This is a genomic window from Paraburkholderia sp. Ac-20342, from assembly GCF_017104985.1.
Classification (GTDB): Bacteria; Pseudomonadota; Gammaproteobacteria; order Burkholderiales; family Burkholderiaceae; genus Paraburkholderia.
This window is the reverse complement of record NZ_JAAGPQ010000029.1, coordinates 24,125-42,749: the sequence shown is the minus strand read 5'-3', so window position 1 is coordinate 42,749 and position 18,625 is coordinate 24,125. Positions and strand designations below refer to the sequence as shown.

Here is an 18,625-nt window from a genome sequence, read left to right as displayed (position 1 = left end):
GCGCCACGCGCCCGCTGAGCGCACTTAATGCACTCAGCGCACTCAACGCAGGCCAAGCACGTCCTGCATGTCGAAGAAGCCGGTTGCGTGGCCTTCGAGGAACCGTACAGCACGAAGCGCGCCTTGAGCATACGACAACCGGCTCGCCGATTTGTGCGTGATCTCGATGCGCTCGCCGATGCCGGCGAACAGCACCGTATGATCGCCGACGATGTCGCCACCGCGAATCGCCGAGAAGCCGATCGTGGACGGATCGCGCTCGCCGGTCACGCCTTCGCGACCGTAGACCGCGCATTCGTCGAGATTGCGGCCGAGCGCGTCGGCGATCACTTCGCCCATCGTCAGCGCGGTGCCGGACGGCGCATCGACCTTGTGACGATGATGCGCCTCGATAATCTCGATGTCATAGCCGGTCGCGAACTGGCGTGCCGCGTATTCGAGCAGCTTCAGCGTGACGTTCACGCCGACGCTCATGTTCGACGCGAACACGACGCCGATCTTCTCCGACGCCGCGCGCAACTGTGCTTTCTGCTCGTTATCGAAGCCGGTCGTGCCGATCACCATTTTCACGTTGTGGCGCTGCGCGGCTTCGAGGTGGCGCAGCGTGGCGTCCGGGCGCGTGAAGTCGATCAGATAGTCGGATTCGGCGAAGACGCGCTCGATGTCGTCGGTGAGCAGCACGCCGGTCTGCTTGCCGAGGAACGCGCCGGCGTCCTGCCCGGCCTGCGCGGAGTCCGCGCGGCACAGCGCACCGGACAGCGTCGCACCGGCATCGTTAAGGACTGTTTCGATGAGCATGCGGCCCATACGGCCCGATGCGCCAGCAATGGCAATTTTCATGACGATGAGGGTTCGTAAAAAGACACGGGCAGACACCACCCGCAGACACGCCGCGGCAATGCGGGCGAAAGCGGCGGCAGGCTGCGGAATCGGACAGCACGGCGAGGCGCCGCGCCTCGCGGGACAAGCGGAGAAATCCGGCGGGCGCCACGCGCGGCGCGCAGCCCGCCTTACAACACGGACAGTCTGATTACTCGCCCGTTCCCGAATTCGACGAGGAACCGGTGAGCGGTGCGTTCAGCGTCGGGCCGCCGCTACCCTGCGAGCCGGTCGGGCCGACCGGGTTGCTCTGCGTGGCCGGAGCCGGCGGCGGCGGACGGTGGAACTGGAATTGCGGCTGGCCGCCGCTCGTCGGACCCTGATTCGGGATGCCGCCGCCGTTCGCGGTCGGCACGGCCGAGCGCACGGACGGCGTCGCGCCCGACGGCGTCTGCACCGCGTTGGTCGCGCGGTTGGCGGCCTGGGCGGCTTCCGCGTTCGCGTCGGTGGACGGCGCAGCCGCCGCGTCGACAGCACCTTCGACCGACGGCGAGCGCGTCGTGTCCACGCCCGGCGCAGCCGCTGCCGCCGGCGCGCTGGCCGCGGCCGCATCGCTTGCGGCCGCCGCGGCGCTCGCCGCTGACGGCGCCGCCGCATGCGCCCTTCGGCCGCTGCGATCGCCGTCGATTTCGGCCAGCAATTCGAGGTTGGTCGGCAGATCTTCGCCGCCCGTCCAGTGGGTCACGAGGTCGCCCGAGAAGAACACCACGAAGTCGCGCTGCTGCACCACGGCGGTCGAGCCGCGCTTGAAATAGAACACGTAATCCCAGCGATCCGCGTGGAACATGTCGGTCAGGAGCGGCGTGCCGAGCAACTGGCGCACCTGGGCGCGCGTCATGCCGGCCTTCATCTGCTCGGCCATTTCGTGCGAGACGAAATTACCTTGCACCACCGTAATCCGATACGGCGTGATGCTCTGGGCGATGCGCTGGGTCACGCTGTCGTAGGTGGAACATCCGGCAAGAACCGCGACAGTCGCAACAGCGATCAAGGTACCCCGCATGCGGCTCCCCCGGTAGATCAATTGAGATTTTGAAATCATTTCACTCACCGTGCGGGCCCGCTTGCGAGCCGCGCTTCATTCCATCGAAGATGACCAGAACGGCAAAAACACATTACTATGAGAGCCCAGCATTGTACTCTAGGGATCCCTTGTCATGACCAATCCAACCGATCTCAAGAATATCGGGCTCAAGGCGACCCTTCCGCGCCTCAAAATCCTTGAGATTTTCCAGCACAGTCCGGTGCGTCACCTGACCGCCGAAGACGTGTACCGCAACCTCCTGCACGAGGAACTCGATATCGGTCTCGCGACCGTGTATCGCGTGCTGACGCAATTCGAGCAGGCCGGCCTGCTTTCGCGCAGCAATTTCGAATCGGGCAAGGCGGTGTTCGAACTGAACGAAGGGTCGCACCACGATCACCTCGTGTGTCTCGATTGCGGCCTCGTCGAAGAATTTTTCGACCCGGAAATCGAAAGCCGTCAGCAGTCCATCGCGAGGGAACGCGGCTTCAAGCTGCAGGAACACGCGCTGGCGCTGTATGGGGCGTGTACGAAGGAGAATTGCCCGCATCGCAAGCATTGATGCGTCGCCGGCCACATGGCGGTAAGTGGCTGGGCAGATCGAAAAAAGACCCGGCAGATGCGAATCTGCCGGGTCTTTTTTCATGCGGCGCGCGGTCTTGCGGCTGCGGCTGCTATTCGACCGTCATTCGGCCACCAGTTCGAGGTTCGTTTCGAACGTGAGCCGCCACGGTTCGGCGAGCTGCAATTCATCGCAATTCGGCTGCTCGCCACCACGGTCGACCACGACGAAATCGCTGACTTCGTCGAGCGCGAGCAGCGGGTGGTGCCAAACCCCCTTCGCATAATTGACGCCCTGCCAGGCATCGGTCCAGAACGCGCGCAGGCGCGCCGGATCGAATTCGCCCGCCGGCGCGACCACCACCAGATAGCGGCACGCGCGCAAGGGAATGAAAGCCTGGCTGCCGAGCGGATGCCGCTCCATCAGCGTGACGTCGACGGGCAGCGCGCGCGGCTGCGCGCGAAACAGGTTGACGAGCGGCCGGCCGCCCTGCTCCGTCACGTCGACGCGCGCGAGGTCGTGATAGCGCTCGGTCGTGCCGCCGTTGATCGAAAAATGACGCGCGCCGTCGAGTTCGATCACGTCGCCGAACGGGGCGAAGGCCGCGCGCGTCAGGCGCTCCATCTGCAAGGTCTTCATGCGTGCCGCTCCATTCCGTTACGTTAAGTTAAGCGATCTCGCCCCACAGACGCAGGCGCGACACGCCGCCGTCCGGGAAGATGTTGAAGCGCACGTGCGTGACGGGACCGAGCGCGGCGAGCCCGTCCGCGAACGTATGCACGTGATCCATCTGCAGTTTCTGCTCGCCGAGCAGCACCGGCCAGAACATCGCCTGCGTGACGAGCGAATCGTCGGTGCCGCCCGTCACCGAGGCGGCCTGCAGCGAGCAGCGGTCCGGGAAATTGCCCTTGAAGTGCGCGGTGTCCACTTCGATCTTGCGGATCACACCGGGCCGCGCGAGCGCGACGATCGCCCAGTCGTTGCCCGGCTCGCGGCGGCGCCGCGTTTCCCAGCCGTCGCCCATGTTGACGCCGCGGCCCGGCATCAGCATCTGCGAGGCGGGCCCGAAATGCTGGTTGTTCGCGGCGACGAGATACGCGCCGTTTTCGATCGCGGCGAGATCGAGCAGCGTGCCGCGCTCGACGCGCGTCCAGTCGCGCTGCGGCTGGCCGTACACGCGCAGACGCGCAAGCCCGCCGTCCGGATACAGGTTCACGCGTAGATGCGTGAATGCGCGCGCGTCGCTCACCTCGACGTAGTGATGCTGGTTGCCCTGTAGCGTCGTCGCGGGCACGAGCGTTTGCCAGTCGGCGTTATCGGGCAGCAGGTCGCCTTCGGCGTAGCACGCGTCGATCGACGCGGCCGGCGGGAAATTGCCGGTGAAGTGGCTCGTATCGAGATCGATGCCATGCACGACACCGGGCCGCGCGAGGCGGATCACGCAGTAGTCGTGGCCGGTCGTGCGCTTGCGGCGCGTTTCCCAGCCGTCCATCCACTTGCCGTGGTCGTCGTATTTGCCAGGGATGAACACCGCCGGCTGCGGGTCGAGCATGCGCTCTTTCGGCGCGAAGAATTCGTCGCTGGCGAGCAGCGCCTTGGCGCCGAGGCGCGGATCGGCGAGGTTCATGTAGCGGCGCGTGAAGGCGGGAGCATTCGGGTCGAGGATCGGAGTCGCCATGATGTCGGTCGGATAACGGAAAGTTCGGTGAAAATGCGGGGAAAGCCCGATAACAACCGGCGGATTGCCTGCATCCGCCGGCGCGTGAAATCAGGGAAGTTGCGCAGACGATAGCGGCGGCTCGTTCGATTGCGCGCGAGCCGCGCCGCGTCGCGTCGTCGGAAGCACGCGCCTCAAACGGCCGGTGCGTGTTCGGCCGCACCGGGCTCGGCGAGCCCGTCGTCGACGGCCGGCACGTAGCGCAGCGCCGCGTCGCGGTTCAGCACGCGATGCGCGCGCGCCTTGTCGATATCGTTTTCCCACACGGCGACCACCACCGTCGCGACGCAGTTGCCGATCAGGTTAGTGAGCGCGCGGGCGATGCCGACGAACCAGTCGACCGGCAGGATCAGCACGAGGCCGAGCACGGGAATCGCCGGAATCGCGGAGAGCGTCGCGGCGAGAATCACGATCGCCGAGCCCGGAATGCCATGCGCGCCCTTCGAGGTCACGAGCGACACCAGCACGACGACGATCAGGTCGTGGATCGACAGCGGCGTGTTGGTGGCCTGCGCGATGAAGATGACCGCGAGCGTCAGATAGATCGAGAAGCCGTCGAGATTGAACGAGTAGCCGGTCGGAATCACGAGGCCGACCGTCGAATCCTTGACGCCCATCCATTCGAGCTTGCGCATGATCTGTGGCAGCACGGCATCCGAGGACGCGGTGCCGAGCACGATCGACAGTTCCTCGCGCAGGTAGCCGATCAGCTTGAAGATGTTGAAGCCCGCGAGCCGCATCACGGCACCGAGCACGACCACGACGAACACGGCGCAGCTCGCGTAGAACACCAGCACGAGCATGCCGAGCTGCTTGAGCGACGCCACGCCGTAGGTGCCGGTCGTGAACGCGATCGCGCCGAGCACGCCGAGCGGCGCGAGCTTGATGATGAAGCCCATCACGCGGAAGAATACCTGCGAGAGTTCGTCGATCAGCCCGCTCACGCGTTGCGCGCGCTTGCCGAGCAGCGACAGCGCCGAGCCGAACAGCACCGAGAACACGAGAATCTGCAGGATGTCGCCGGTCGCGAACGCGTTGAAGGCCGTCTCGGGGATGATCTTCAGCAGGAAGCCCGCGGTGTCCTTCAGGCTCTTCGCATGCTCGGTGTAGGTCGCGAGCGAGGCCGCATCGAGCGCATTGAGGTTCACGTTCATGCCGGCGCCGGGACGCGTCGCATAGGCGAGCAGCGCGCCGATCACGAGCGCGATCGTCGTCATCGCTTCGAAGTAGACCACCGCCTTCAGGCCGACGCGCCCGACCTTGCGCAGGTCGCCCGCGTGCGCCATGCCGCTCACGACGACGCAGAACACGATCGGCCCGATCACCATCTTGATGAGCTTGAGGAAGCCGTCGCCGAGCGGGCGCAACGACTGGGCAAACTGCGGATAAAGCGCGCCGAGCACGACGCCCGCCACGAGCGCGATGACGACGCGGCCAAACAGCGAATTGAAGAATTTCAGCACGGCTTCCTCCTGATAACGGTGTCTCGGTGGCATCTGTTCAGACTGGTCCGACCAGTACTGTTATGGCGAATAGTAGGAAGCCGATATACTCACGTCAAGGATTGATCGAACAGTGTTTACCCGTTGTTTCTCAAGCGGTTTAGGGGCGGATTGCGGAACGCCGCCGTGGCATGCAACGCCCGCCCTGATCGCGTACTAGAATACCGGTCAGACCGCGCCATCGAGTGAGCCATCATGAAAAACGTCCCGCACACCGTCACCGACGCCGCCATCGCGACCATTCGCGAGCGAATCGAAGGGGGCGTCTATCCAGTGGGCAGTCTGCTGCCGGCGCAGCGCCAGCTTTCCGATGAACTGTCGATCAGCCGCGCATCGCTGCGCGAAGCGCTCTCGACACTCGAAGCGCTCGGGCTGCTCGTGATCCGCCCCGGCAAGGGCGTGTACGTCGAAAGCACCGAGGCGAAAGCGGCGCAATCGTGGCGCTTCGCCGAGCAGTCGTCGCTGCCGGACACCTATCAGATGCGCTACGCGCTCGAAGGCTTCGTCGCGCGCATGGCGGTGCTCGCGGTCAGCGACAGCGACCTCGCCTGGCTCGAAGAAAACGTCGCGGCAATGCAAACCGCGCTCGCCTGCGAGGAACTCGACGAGGCCGCGCGCCTCGACTACGAGTTCCATATGCGGATCGTCAGCATTGCCGGCAATGCGGCGATCGAATCGATCCTGCGCAGCAGCGCGGAGATCATGAAGGAAAGCCAGCGCATGCCGTTCTATCGGCGCGAGCTCGTGCTGTCCACGTACACCGAGCACCGCGCGATTCTCGACGCTCTGCAGGCGCGCGATTCGCTGCGCGCCGGCAAGGCCATCGAAACGCATATTGCGAACGCCGCGCAACGCGCGGGCGTCTATTTCCCGACCCCGTCATCGGCGTAAAAACCGCGGACGAAAAAAAGCCGCTCCAAGGAGCGGCTTTTGCATACAGCGTCAGTGACGACACCGCTTGCTGCTTACTTAGCCCTTACTTCGCGTTCGCGAGCGCCACCGCCGTGTCCAGCATGCGGTTCGAGAAGCCCCACTCGTTGTCGTACCAGCTCGACACCTTCACGAGACGGCCCGACACCTTGGTCAGCGTCGCGTCGAACGTCGACGAAGCCGGGTTGTGGTTGAAGTCGACCGACACGAGCGGCGCGTCGTTGTAGCCGAGGATGCCCTTCAGCGCGCCTTGCGACGCTTCCTTCATGATCGCGTTGACTTCCTCGACCGTCGTGTCGCGCGCGGCGATGAACGACAGGTCGACGACCGACACGTTGATCGTCGGGACGCGGATCGCGTAGCCGTCGAGCTTGCCGTTCAGTTCCGGCAGCACGAAGCCGACCGCCGACGCAGCGCCGGTCTTGGTCGGGATCTGGCTATGCGTGGCCGAACGCGCGCGGCGCAGGTCTTCGTGATAGACGTCGGTCAGCACCTGGTCGTTCGTGTACGCGTGGATCGTCGTCATCAGGCCGTTCACGAGGCCGATCTTGTCGTTCAGCGGCTTGACCAGCGGCGCGAGGCAGTTGGTCGTGCACGAGGCGTTCGAAATGACCGTGTCCGATGCCTTCAGCACGTTGTGGTTCACGCCGTAGACGACCGTCGCGTCCACGTCCTTGCCGCCCGGCGCCGAGATGATGACCTTCTTCGCGCCGCCCTTGATGTGCGCGCTGGCCTTTTCCTTGGTCGTGAAAAAGCCCGTGCACTCCATCACGACGTCGACGCCGAGTTCGCCCCACGGCAGCTCGGCCGGGTTGCGGTTCGCCAGCACGCGGATCTTGTCGCCGTTCACGACGAGATAGTCGCCGTCCACCGACACTTCGCCCGGGAACTTGCCGTGCGCGGTGTCGTACTGCGTCAGGTGGGCGTTGGTCTTCGCATCGCCCAGATCGTTGATGGCGACGATTTCGAGATCGTGCTTCTTGCCGTTTTCGTAGAAGGCGCGCAGGGTGTTGCGGCCGATCCGGCCGTAGCCGTTGATTGCGACGCGAATCGTCATGATTTATCTCCTGATGGCTAAAAAAATCCGTTTATGTTCGCCTGATCGGGCGTGCAGTTCGGTGCGTTGCCGCGCAGCCGCATGGGGCGCGGCGGCAACGCTTGTGCCGAGCCTGCGCCGGATCAGCCGAGCGCGGCCTTGGCCGTCGCCACCACGTGCTCGACGGTAAAGCCGAAATGCTTGAACAGCACGCCAGCCGGGGCCGATTCGCCGAACGTGTCGATGCCGACCACGCCGCCTTCGAGACCCACGTACTTGCGCCAGAAATCCGACACGCCCGCTTCGATCGCGACGCGGCGCACGCCGTGCGGCAGCACGCGTTCGCGGTACTCGGCATCCTGCCGGTCGAACACGGTCGTCGACGGCATTGACACGACACGTGCCGCGATGCCTTCGCGCGCGAGCGGCTCGACGGCCTTCAGCGCGAGTTCGACTTCCGAGCCGGTGGCGATCAGGATGATCTTGCGCGCGACGATTTCCTCTTGCCAGTCGCGCAGCACGTAGCCGCCCTTGTCGATGTTGGCGATCTGCGCGTCGGTGCGCTCCGAGAACGGCAGGTTCTGACGGCTGAAGATCAGGCACGACGGGCCTTCCTGCTCGACCGCGTGAGTCCACGCCACCGCGGTTTCGACCGTGTCGGCCGGACGCCACGTGTGCAGGTTCGGGATCATGCGCAGGCTCGCGACGTGCTCGATCGACTGATGGGTCGGGCCGTCTTCGCCGAGACCGATCGAGTCGTGCGTGAACACGAAGATCGACGGTGCTTTCATCAGCGCGGCGACGCGCAGCGCGTTGCGGCTGTAGTCCGAGAACGTCAGGAACGTGCCGCCGAACGCCTTGAAGCCGCCATGCAGCGCGACGCCGTTGATTGCGGCGCTCATGCCGAATTCGCGCACGCCGTAGTTCACGTAGTTGCCGGCGGCACGGCCTTCGGCATTCACGCGCACCGGCTTGGCGGCCTTCCAGTTGGTCAGGTTCGAGCCGGTCAGGTCGGCGGAACCGCCGAGCAGTTCGGGCAGCACGGTCGACAGGCCTTCGATCGCCTGTTGCGAGGCCTTGCGCGTCGCCACGGTTTCCGCGCGTTCGTTGGCGCCGGCGATGATCGCCTGGGCCTTCTCCTTCCAGTCGGCCGGCAGCTGCTTCGCGCTGCGGCGCTTGAACTCGGCCGCCTCCGCCGGGTACTTCACCGCGTAGGCCGCGAACGCCTTGTCCCAGTCGGATTCGAAGCGCGCGCCCGCTTCCTTCGCATCCCATGCCGCATAGACTTCCTGCGGAATCACGAACGGCTCCCACTTCCAGCCGATCGCCTCGCGCGTCGCCGCGATTTCCTTGTCGCCGAGCGGCGCGCCGTGCGAGTCGTGCGAGCCGGCCTTGGTCGGCGCGCCTTCGCCGATCACGGTCTTGCAGCAGATCAGCGTCGGCTTGTCCGACTGTTTGGCCTGTTTGATCGCCGCGTCCACCGCGTCGACGTCGTGGCCGACCACGTTCGGGATCACGTTCCAGCCGTAGGCTTCGAAGCGCTTGGGCGTGTCGTCGTGGAACCAGTGCACCACTTCGCCGTCGATCGAGATGCCGTTGTCGTCGTAGAACGCGATCAGCTTGTTCAGCTTCAGCACGCCCGCGAGCGAGCAGGCTTCGTGCGAGATGCCTTCCATCAGGCAGCCGTCGCCGACGAACACGTAGGTGTGGTGATCGACGATCTTCGCGTCGGGCTTGTTGAATTCGGTAGCGAGCAGCGACTCGGCGAGCGCCATGCCGACCGCGTTCGCGAGACCCTGGCCGAGCGGGCCGGTGGTCGTCTCGACGCCCGGCGTGATGCCGTATTCCGGGTGGCCCGGCGTCTTCGAATGAAGCTGGCGGAAGTTCTTCAGCTCTTCCATCGGCAGATCGTAGCCCGTCAGATGCAGCAGCGAGTACAGCAGCATCGAGCCATGACCATTCGACAGGACGAAGCGGTCGCGATCAGCCCATTGCGAGTTCGTCGGGTTATGGCGCAGATGACGCGACCACAGGGCGACGCCGATTTCGGCCATGCCCATCGGCATGCCGGGGTGGCCGGAGTTCGCCTTTTGAACGGCGTCCATGGACAACGCACGGATTGCGTTTGCCATCAGGGAAGTGGGTGCGGGAGACGGGGTCGTCATGTCGAGTCCGGAGACAGAGTCAGAAAGCGGAGCGCGCTTGAGGCCCGGAAGCTCGGCGGCCGGTTCGCTACGGCGCACGATGCGGCGCCAGGAGACGCGAAACGGGCAGAGCAAACGGACAAGGCTGAAAGCGTCACATTCTAACAGAAGGTTAACCCGCCCCCCGACGCGAAAGCCCGCGAGCCGCGCGCTCCGATGCACGCGCCGCGGGCACGAGCCGAAGGCGCCCTTTACAATTTCATCGTCCACCCCGCCACGTCCGAACCCGAGCCCGTCCGCCGTGAATTCGCCCCTGCTGTTCCAGCCGAGTCCCGACGCCGTCTACGGCTTTGCGAACGCGCGCCTGATCGAGCGCGTCGCGTCTCCTTATCAGACGATCGAGATCTGGGACACGCCGCAGTTGGGACGCCTCTTCACGCTCGACGGCCGGCCGATGACGTCCGCCGCCGACGAATTCATCTACCACGAATGCATGGTGCACCCGGCCGCGCTCGCGCATCCCGACCCGCGCGCGGCGCTGGTGCTCGGCGGCGGCGACGGCGGCGCCGCGCGGCAGTTGCTCAGGCATCCGGGCATCGAGCGGATCGTCGTGGCCGAACTCGATGCCGAGGTCGTACGCCTCACGCGTGAGCATTTGCCGGACGTGCACGGCGGAGCGTTCGACGATTCGCGCGTCGAACTCGTGATCGGCGACGCCGCGCAGTACGTGGCTGCGGCCATGTCCACGGCGGAGGGCACGCGTTTCGATCTCGTCGTGTTCGACCTGACGCCGCCCGACTCCCCAGCCGCCGGTCTCTACACACCCGCCTTCTACGCGCAACTCAAGCGCGTGATGAGCGCGGACGCCGCGCTGTCGCTGCATCTCGGCTCGCCGTATTTCCACGCGCCGCGCATTGCCGGCCTGCTCGGCGATCTGCGCGGCGCCTTCGCGACCGTGCGCACGATGAGCACCTTCGTGCCGCTCTACGGCTCGCTATGGATGATGGCCGTCGCGAGCGGCACGCTCGACCCGGCCGCCCTCACCGCCAGCACGCTCGCCGACCGCCTCGCCGCGCGCCGGATCGATGCGCTCAGGCACTACGATCCGGCTTTGCATGCGGGGCTATTCTCGGCAGCGCGATCGGTGCGCGATAAACTAGGTTGTGTCTTATAGCCATCAGATTGAAGCGTGGGCACAATGCGACGGTTCGGCTGGACCGCGATGCCGGTACGCAATATACGCAGCATGTGTGCAGTACGCGTATCGATACGCCCATGTTGACGTCGATCCGCAGCATGCGCCCCGCGAAACCCGAGATCCGGAGAATTCGATGACCGCCCCCCGCCCCGCCGGCGTGCCCTGGCTCACCCCCTATCTGACGGTGCGCGATGCGCACGCGTCGACCGCGTTCTATTCCGCCGCGTTCGGCTTCGAGGTCCGCGATAGTGTCCAGGACGACGGCATGGTCATGCATGTCGAGATGACCTATCAAGGCCAGCTGATTGTAATGTTCGCGCCGGAAGGGGCATTCGGCTCGGTCGCAAAAACGCCGCGAAGCGCGGGCGCCATCGCCCCGCAATCGTTTTATGTCTATGTCGAGGACGTCGACGCGGTTTATGCGCGGGCACTCGCGGCCGGCGCAAAATCGCTGAGCGAGCCGCAGGATCAGTTCTGGGGCGACCGCTTCGCCCAGGTCGAAGATCCGGACGGCTACCGTTGGGCGCTCGCCCGCCACCTTTCCTGAATCGATGAGTATTTTTTTGATGCCCCGCTTTTTCGTCGGTATTCCCCTGCATCCTGACGACATCCTCCAGCTTCCCGACGATGTCGTGCGCCACGTGCTCGTGCTGCGTCTGCAGCCGGGCGACTCGATCGTGCTGTTCAACGGCGAAGGCGGCGAATACAGCGCCGAACTGGTCGAAGTCGAACGCCGCTCGGCTCGCGTGAAAATTCGCGAATTCCGCGCAATCGAAACCGAAACGCCGTATCACCTGACGCTCGCCCAAGGCATTGCGAGCGGCGACAAGATGGACTGGCTGCTCGAAAAGGCCGTCGAACTCGGCGTGTCGAGCTTCGTGCCGCTGACCACCACGCGCAGCGTCGTGCGTCTGAGCGGCGACCGCGCACAGCGGCGGCATCAGCACTGGGAAGGCATCGTGCGCGCCTCGTGCGAGCAGTGCGGGCGCAACCGGCTGCCGGAAGTCGGGCGCGTGCGCGAAATCGCCACCTGGCTCGCCACGCTGCCGCGCGAACCCGAAGAGGGCGAATTGCGCATCCTGTTGTCGCCGCGCGCGAGCATCAACTTTTCCGCCTTGCCCATGGCAACGCCCAAAGGCCGCGTGACCGTGCTGGTCGGCCCCGAAGGCGGTTTTTCCGCGGCGGAGGAAGCCGCGGCGACCGCTCACGGCTTCAGCGCGGTCGGGCTCGGGCCGCGCGTGCTGCGCACCGAGACCGCGGGCATGGCCGTTCTATCAGCGCTGGCCGCCCGCTGGGGCGGCTGGTAAGGCACTGCACCGCGCCTCGCGCGTTTTTCCGCGTCACGAACCGGCGCGAAGCGGCACGACCCCACGCGAGCCGACATGCATGCCCCAAAAGCAAAGGCCCGCCAACTGGCGGGCCTTTGTCGTACTTCAACCGCGAAACTGCTTCCAAATGCAAGCGGACGTCGGGCAAATCACGCAAACGAGTAAAACACCCGGAACGCCACCTTGCGCTCGGCCCAGAATTCGGACGCTTCGCGGAACACGTCGAGCAGCGTTTCGCGCCCTTCCTTGTCGAATTTCTGCGCGACCGGCAACTGTTCGAGCACGATCACGAAGCCGGGCTGCGCGCCGGCCTTTTGCACGAGGTCGGTCAGGCAATCGTAGAGCGCGTCGTAGTTCTTGCCGAAGTGCTTGGGAAACAGGAAAGAGGTCGCGATGGTTTCGAGCACTTCCTGTTTCGATGCCGCGTTCGCGCAATACGCATAGAGGAAATGCTGGCCCAGCTGGGTGGCCTCGTCGGCGAGATCCTGCACGCGGAACGCGCGGATCGACTGCACGATGTTCGGTCTCACGGTCTGGAAAAGACTCATGGGCTCCTCGTTCGATGAAACCGTCGCGCCAGCTTCGCTCTGGTCGTCGCGGCCCTCGCCGGCGCGCATCTTCATGACGCGTTGGAACAAATTGCCGTCGCCGGCCGCGAAAAGATCCGTCGCGACTCCGGAGTCGTGCGCGTAGATGTTGTCGCTCATGCCGTTCTTCCCGATGTCATTCAACAATACGATTAAAACTGGTGTAGTGGTCGTCCGAGTAATAACAATTGTCGGTTCGCCGTGGCGGACCTCCGCAGACGATGCGACGCGCCCCGCGGTTACGCGCGCGAGGCGTGGGAACGGTGTATTCGTGGTAATAGCCGCGCCGATGGGCCGGCAGCACCCGCTCGTAGTTGCCGAATACGATGCCGTCCTTCTCATACGGGTAAGGCCCGCCGGCGGCAATCAGGTTCAACGTATTGACCGCCTCACGCGGCAATTGCGCCAGCGCGATGGTGCCGACTTCCACGCTCGCCGCGGCTGGCGCCGAATAATCGCGCGCCCATGCATGAGGCACGCAACCCGGCCACGCGCAGAGCGCGGCGGCACCGATCAGCACGCCTTTTATCCACAACCGGTTGCGTGCCATCTATCAGGCTTCCCCGCTGTCAGATCACGATTTTGACGACCATGAAAGTCGTAAGGGTATCGCTAATAGCCTTTGGAATCAACGTTCGACGGGCAAACCCGGCCCCTGCGGCCGCGCGGGAAACCCGGCGGCGCGGGCCTTGACAACATTTGACAAAATATTGAGCTTAGTCAGGCTAAACTTAGCCTGATCGTGCAAATGAGGAAAACGCGGACGACCCGGCAGGCCATCCGTCTACGTTCTCAGCACGATTGAAGAGCCTTGGAATTGGCACGGCCGGAAGGCTGTGTCATATCTTTTTCGGGGTGGCTATCCCCTGCTTGCCCTGAGGCGTGCCCATTGCGGGCACGCCTTTTTTTTCATGGCGCACAGGTGGCGCCATGTCCCGCCGAAGCGGGAATCAGCGGGTTGCGATGACGTCGGCGACCAGCAGCGCCGTCATGTTGACGATCCGGCGCACCGTTGCCGACGGCGTCAGCACGTGCACCGGCTGGGCCGCGCCGAGCAGCATCGGGCCGATCGCGATGTTGTTGCCGGCCGCCGTCTTCAGCAGGTTGTACGAGATGTTGGCTGCGTCGATGTTCGGCAGCACCAGCAGGTTCGCGTCGCCTTCGAGCGTCGAATCGGGCAGCACTTCGCGGCGCAGGTTCGCGTCGAGCGCGACATCGCCATGCATTTCGCCGTCAACTTGCAGCTCTGGCGCGCGTTCGCGCAGGATGTCGAGCGTATCGCGCATCTTCTGTGCGGTCGGCGCGTTGCTCGAACCGAAGTTCGAATGCGACACGAGCGCGACCTTCGGCTCGATGCCGAAGCGGCGCACTTCCTCGGCGGCCATGATCGTGATCTCGGCCAGCTCGGCCGGCGTCGGATCGACGTTCACGTGCGTATCGACGAGGAAAATCTGCCGGTTCGGCAGCACCAGCGCGTTCATGGCCGCGTAGACCTTGGCGCCCGGCTTCTTGCCGATCACCTGGTCGATGAAGTGCAGGTGGCGGTGCGTCGTGCTGACCGTGCCGCAGATCATGCCGTCCGCCTCGCCCTTCTTCACCATCATCGCGCCGATCAGCGTGGTGCGGCGGCGCATTTCGAGCTTGGCCATCTGCGCCGTGATGCCCTTGCGCGACATCATCTTCGCGTATTCCTGCCAGAAGTCGCGGTAACGTTCGTCATGATCGGTGTTGACGACCGTGTAGTCCTGCCCCGCGACAAGGCGCAGGCCATAGCGTGCGATACGCTGCTCGATCACGGCCGGACGGCCGATCAGGATCGGTTTGGCGAGCTTTTCGTCGACGATGATCTGCATTGCGCGCAATACGCGCTCTTCTTCGCCTTCCGCGAACACGATGCGCTTCTTTTCCGGCTCGACGCCGCGCGCGAGCTGGAAGATCGGCTTCATCGTCGTGCCGCTGTGGTAGACGAACTGCTGCAGATGCTGCTGGTACGCCTCCATGTCCTCGATCGGACGCTCGGCGACGCCGCACTCCATCGCGGCCTTCGCCACCGCCGGCGCGACCTTGACGATCAGGCGCGGATCGAACGGCTTCGGAATCAGGTATTCCGGCCCGAACGACAGATCCTCGATGCCGTACGCGGTCGCCACGATGTCGCTCTGCTCCTGGCGCGCCAGTTCGGCGATCGCATTGACCGCGGCGATTTCCATTTCCCGCGTCACCGTCGTCGCGCCCGCGTCGAGCGCGCCGCGGAACAGGAACGGGAACACCAGCACGTTGTTCACCTGGTTCGGGTAGTCGGTGCGGCCCGTGCACAGCACGGCGTCGGGGCGCACTTCGAGTGCCAGTTCCGGCAGGATTTCCGGCGTCGGGTTCGCGAGCGCGAGAATCAGCGGCTTGTCGGCCATCTTCTTGACCATGTCCTGCTTGAGCACGCCGCCGGCCGACAGACCGAGGAAAATGTCCGCGCCGTCGATCACTTCGGCAAGCGAACGGGCGTCGGTTTCACGCGCGAAGCGTTCCTTGTCCGGGTCCATCAGCTCGGTGCGGCCCTTGTAGACCACGCCCGCGAGATCGGTCACGGTGATGTTTTCGAGCGGCAGGCCGAGGTCGACGAGCAGGTCCAGGCAGGCGAGCGCCGCAGCGCCCGCGCCGGAAGCGACCAGCTTGACCTGCTTGATGTCCTTGCCGACCACCTTCAGACCGTTGGTGACGGCCGCCGCGACGACGATCGCGGTACCGTGCTGGTCGTCGTGGAAGACCGGAATCTTCATGCGCTTGCGGCATTCGCGCTCGACGATGAAGCAGTCCGGCGCCTTGATGTCTTCGAGGTTGATGCCGCCGAACGTCGGTTCGAGCGCGGCGATCACGTCGACGAGCTTGTGCGGATCGTTCTCGTTGATTTCGATATCGAACACGTCGATGCCGGCGAACTTCTTGAACAGGACGGCCTTGCCTTCCATGACCGGCTTCGAGGCGAGCGGCCCGATGTTGCCGAGACCCAGCACCGCGGTGCCGTTCGTGACGACGCCGACCAGGTTGCTGCGCGCGGTGAAGCGCGCGGCGTTCAGCGGGCTTTCGACGATTTCCTCGCACGCAAACGCGACGCCCGGCGAATACGCCAGCGCGAGGTCGCGCTGGTTGAGCATCTGCTTGGTCGGGGCGATCGCGATCTTCCCGGGAGTCGGAAACTCGTGGTAATCGAGAGCGGCTTCGCGGAGTTTGGTATTGACGGGATTCGACATAAGGCGGGCTTCGAAGAAGTGCAGATTAGAATAGATGTTCGACGGCATTGTAGCCCCAATTGCCTACGGCATTCCTTCAATGCGGGCACGACAGCCGCGACTGAAACGGCGTGAAAGGCCGATGCGGCCTGCCTTGTCCGTCTGATGAAAGAGGTGAGCGGAACGCCAGAGGCCAGCCACGCGCCGACGTGCAGTGATACGAAACGAAAGCCACAAGCAGCACTCACGCCGGGCGCGCCGCGTATGCGACCTGACTGAAATACACCGCCAAAAACCGCCAAACCACTGCCTTCCAGAAGTATTCTTATTCCATCTTCCGCCATCATGCTTTCCGAGTTCTCGCTGATCGACCGTTTCTTCGCCCGCCGCGCTGCCAACCTGCGCTCGTCCAAGGTCACGGGCAGCGCGCTCGGCATCGGCGACGATTGCGCGCTGCTCGCGCCGCGTCCCGGCGAGATGCTGGCGATTTCGACGGACATGCTGGTCGAAGGCCGCCATTTCTTCGCCGATGTCGACCCCGAGGCACTCGGTCACAAGGCGCTGGCGGTCAACCTGTCGGATCTCGCCGCGATGGGGGCACAGCCGCAGGCGTTCACACTCGCGTTCTCTCTGCCGAAAGCCGACGAACCGTGGCTCGCCGCATTCAGCAACGGGCTTTTCGCACTTGCAGAGTGTCACGATTGCGAACTGATCGGCGGCGATACGACGGGCGGGCCGCTCAATCTGTGCCTCACCGTATTCGGCAGCGTGCCGCCGCACGCCGCGCTGCGCCGCGACGCCGCCCGGCCCGGCGACGACATCTGGATTTCCGGCACGCTCGGCGACGCCCGCGCCGGGCTCGGCGTGCTGCGCGGCGAGTGGACGGCCCATGCCAGCGACGCCGCGACATTTCGCCACGCCCTCGAGCGCCCCGAGCCGCGCGTCGCGCTCGGCCTCGCACTGCGCGGCATCGCGCATGCGGCGCTGGACCTGTCGGACGGCCTCGCGGGCGATCTCATGCACATTCTCGAACGCTCGTCGATGCGCGCGAGCGTCGACGTCGACGCGGTGCCGCGCTCCGACGCGCTGCGCCGTCTCGCTCCCGAGATCCAGCGGCGCTGCACGCTCGCGGGCGGCGACGACTACGAGCTCTGCTTCACCGCGCCCGCCACCGCGCGCGCGGCGGTCGAAGCCGCCGCGCAGAAGGCCGCCGTGCCGGTCACCCGCATCGGTACAATAAGCGCTCTCGACGCAACCACCGACCGCCCGGCCATCGCGTGGCGCAATGCGGCCGGCGCGCCGCTCACTCTGACGTTGCAAGGTTTCGATCACTTTCATGCAGAATGACCACCCGCTCGGCCCCGCCGACGACCTCTCCGGCAGCCCGCAGCCGCGGGCGCCGGAACCGCGCACGCCGAGGCCGCAACCGCGCCGCGCCACCGCGCGCTTCATGCTGTCGCATCCGCTGCATATCCTGTCGCTCGGTTTCGGCAGCGGCCTCTCGCCGGTCGCGCCGGGCACGGTCGGCACGCTGTTCGCGTGGGCCTCGTTCGTCGTCCTGAGCCGCTATCTGACCGTCATCGAATGGGGCGTGCTGATCGTCGCGGGCTTCGTCGGCGGCATCGCGGTGTGCGGCTTTACGGCGAGGCGGCTCGGCGTCGAAGACCCGTCGGCCATCGTGTGGGACGAAATCGTCGCGTTCTGGCTCGTGCTGCTGATGGTCACGCCGGCCACCGTGACCGGCCAGGTGTGGGCATTCGTCATCTTCCGTTTCTTCGACATGGTGAAGCCGCCGCCCATCGGCTATTTCGACCGCCGTCTGAAAGGTGGCTTTGGCATCATGTTCGACGACCTGATCGCCGCATTTTTTACGTTGCTCGTGATCGCGCTGTGGCGCATGTCGGTTTGAACTTCGGTCCGACCGCCGCCCGGCCATCGCCCCTTGCCGCGCCTCACCGCCGGCGCCGTTTTCCGGATTGACGCCATGCCTACCGATTCCGTCGTTCATCAGCTTGCGATCCGCGTGAGCAATCGTCTACGCGACGAGCGCCTGATGCTCGTCACCGCCGAATCCTGCACCGGCGGCATGGTCGCGACCGCGATTACCGACATTTCCGGCAGTAGCGGCTGGTTCGAGCGCGGCTTCGTCACCTATTCGAACCAGGCGAAAAGCGAAATGATCGGCGTGCCGGCCGAACTGATCGACAAGCACGGCGCGGTCAGCGAACCGGTCGCGCGCGCGATGGCCGAGGGCGCGCTGCGCAACAGCCGCGCACAGGTGTCTCTGTCGATTACCGGCGTCGCGGGGCCCGGCGGCGGCACCGAGACCAAGCCGGTCGGCATGGTCTCGTTCGGCTGGAGCAACCGGCTGCACACCTCGGTCGAAACGAAAATTTTCAAGGGCGATCGCGAGCAGGTTCGCGTGCAGGCCGCGGCCCACGCGTTGCGCGGCGTGCTCGCGCTGCTCGACGAGCGCGAGCACTGAGCCTCGCGC

General features: G+C 65.2%; 18 protein-coding genes. 8 read left to right on the top strand and 10 right to left on the bottom strand.

All coding sequences use genetic code 11. The features are described from left to right. Window positions 1-42: 42 nt before the first annotated feature. Both dapB and G3N58_RS14345 read right to left on the bottom strand, forming a co-directional pair. Entirely contained in the window at window positions 43-840 is a 798-nt protein-coding gene (gene dapB, locus G3N58_RS14350; protein WP_167040490.1) for a 4-hydroxy-tetrahydrodipicolinate reductase, read from the bottom strand. A 190-nt stretch (window positions 841-1,030) separates the two neighbouring features. After that, the gene (locus G3N58_RS14345) at window positions 1,031-1,882 is read right to left on the bottom strand and encodes an outer membrane protein assembly factor BamE (RefSeq protein WP_205999456.1); all 852 of its coding nucleotides are present in this window, start codon (window positions 1,880-1,882) and stop codon (window positions 1,031-1,033) included. Between the two features lie 154 nt (window positions 1,883-2,036). Between G3N58_RS14345 and fur the strand changes: the two genes are divergently transcribed. Next, window positions 2,037-2,465: a ferric iron uptake transcriptional regulator gene (gene fur / locus G3N58_RS14340; RefSeq protein ID WP_167048844.1), complete on the top strand. Its 429-nt coding sequence runs from the start codon at window positions 2,037-2,039 to the stop codon at window positions 2,463-2,465. Window positions 2,466-2,588: 123 nt separating this feature from the next. On the opposite strand, the gene G3N58_RS14335 is transcribed toward fur, so the two are convergent. From G3N58_RS14335 to G3N58_RS14325, 3 genes are all read right to left on the bottom strand, one after another. Then, window positions 2,589-3,104, bottom strand: coding sequence for an ureidoglycolate lyase (locus G3N58_RS14335; RefSeq protein WP_205999455.1), 516 nt, complete (start codon window positions 3,102-3,104; stop codon window positions 2,589-2,591). Window positions 3,105-3,132: 28 nt separating this feature from the next. Next, window positions 3,133-4,143 (bottom strand): allantoicase, encoded by a 1,011-nt coding sequence (alc, locus tag G3N58_RS14330; RefSeq protein WP_205999454.1) that lies wholly within the window; start codon window positions 4,141-4,143, stop codon window positions 3,133-3,135. 173 nt (window positions 4,144-4,316) lie between these two features. Continuing rightward, the gene (locus tag G3N58_RS14325; RefSeq protein ID WP_167048852.1) at window positions 4,317-5,645 is read right to left on the bottom strand and encodes a C4-dicarboxylate transporter DctA; all 1,329 of its coding nucleotides are present in this window, start codon (window positions 5,643-5,645) and stop codon (window positions 4,317-4,319) included. A gap of 234 nt (window positions 5,646-5,879) precedes the next feature. Between G3N58_RS14325 and G3N58_RS14320 the strand changes: the two genes are divergently transcribed. Continuing rightward, window positions 5,880-6,575: a FadR/GntR family transcriptional regulator gene (locus tag G3N58_RS14320; RefSeq protein ID WP_167048838.1), complete on the top strand. Its 696-nt coding sequence runs from the start codon at window positions 5,880-5,882 to the stop codon at window positions 6,573-6,575. A gap of 85 nt (window positions 6,576-6,660) precedes the next feature. Here the strand turns inward: G3N58_RS14320 and gap are convergent, their stop codons facing one another. Together gap and tkt are read right to left on the bottom strand one after the other, a co-directional pair. After that, the gene (gene gap / locus G3N58_RS14315) at window positions 6,661-7,671 is read right to left on the bottom strand and encodes a type I glyceraldehyde-3-phosphate dehydrogenase (protein ID WP_205999453.1); all 1,011 of its coding nucleotides are present in this window, start codon (window positions 7,669-7,671) and stop codon (window positions 6,661-6,663) included. 122 nt (window positions 7,672-7,793) lie between these two features. Beyond that, entirely contained in the window at window positions 7,794-9,815 is a 2,022-nt protein-coding gene (tkt, locus tag G3N58_RS14310) for a transketolase (RefSeq protein ID WP_205999452.1), read from the bottom strand. 280 nt (window positions 9,816-10,095) lie between these two features. On the opposite strand from tkt, the gene speE reads away from it, so the two are divergent. The 3 genes from speE to G3N58_RS14295 all read left to right on the top strand — a co-directional run bounded on the left by speE (window position 10,096) and on the right by G3N58_RS14295 (window position 12,299). Further along, window positions 10,096-10,968, top strand: coding sequence for a polyamine aminopropyltransferase (gene speE, locus G3N58_RS14305; RefSeq protein WP_205999451.1), 873 nt, complete (start codon window positions 10,096-10,098; stop codon window positions 10,966-10,968). 157 nt (window positions 10,969-11,125) lie between these two features. After that, complete coding sequence (locus G3N58_RS14300; RefSeq protein WP_167048830.1) at window positions 11,126-11,539, top strand: VOC family protein; 414 nt, start codon at window positions 11,126-11,128, stop codon at window positions 11,537-11,539. A gap of 19 nt (window positions 11,540-11,558) precedes the next feature. Further along, window positions 11,559-12,299 (top strand): 16S rRNA (uracil(1498)-N(3))-methyltransferase, encoded by a 741-nt coding sequence (locus G3N58_RS14295; protein ID WP_167048828.1) that lies wholly within the window; start codon window positions 11,559-11,561, stop codon window positions 12,297-12,299. A 170-nt stretch (window positions 12,300-12,469) separates the two neighbouring features. Here G3N58_RS14295 and G3N58_RS14290 read toward each other — a convergent pair whose 3' ends face one another. The 3 genes from G3N58_RS14290 to G3N58_RS14280 form a co-directional block, all read right to left on the bottom strand. Then, complete coding sequence (locus tag G3N58_RS14290) at window positions 12,470-13,027, bottom strand: barstar family protein (RefSeq protein ID WP_167048826.1); 558 nt, start codon at window positions 13,025-13,027, stop codon at window positions 12,470-12,472. Window positions 13,028-13,043: 16 nt separating this feature from the next. Further along, entirely contained in the window at window positions 13,044-13,457 is a 414-nt protein-coding gene (locus G3N58_RS14285) for a ribonuclease (RefSeq protein ID WP_167048825.1), read from the bottom strand. A 400-nt stretch (window positions 13,458-13,857) separates the two neighbouring features. Beyond that, window positions 13,858-16,200 (bottom strand): NADP-dependent malic enzyme, encoded by a 2,343-nt coding sequence (locus G3N58_RS14280; protein ID WP_167048823.1) that lies wholly within the window; start codon window positions 16,198-16,200, stop codon window positions 13,858-13,860. Window positions 16,201-16,476: 276 nt separating this feature from the next. Here G3N58_RS14280 and thiL point away from each other — a divergent pair, with 276 nt between their 5' ends. From thiL to G3N58_RS14265, 3 genes are all read left to right on the top strand, one after another. Next, the gene (gene thiL / locus G3N58_RS14275; protein WP_167048821.1) at window positions 16,477-17,478 is read left to right on the top strand and encodes a thiamine-phosphate kinase; all 1,002 of its coding nucleotides are present in this window, start codon (window positions 16,477-16,479) and stop codon (window positions 17,476-17,478) included. Further along, complete coding sequence (locus G3N58_RS14270; RefSeq protein WP_205193291.1) at window positions 17,468-18,040, top strand: phosphatidylglycerophosphatase A; 573 nt, start codon at window positions 17,468-17,470, stop codon at window positions 18,038-18,040. The genes thiL and G3N58_RS14270 overlap by 11 nt, the downstream gene beginning before the upstream one ends. 75 nt (window positions 18,041-18,115) lie before the next feature. After that, window positions 18,116-18,616 (top strand): CinA family protein, encoded by a 501-nt coding sequence (locus G3N58_RS14265; RefSeq protein ID WP_167048819.1) that lies wholly within the window; start codon window positions 18,116-18,118, stop codon window positions 18,614-18,616. Window positions 18,617-18,625 lie beyond the last annotated feature (9 nt).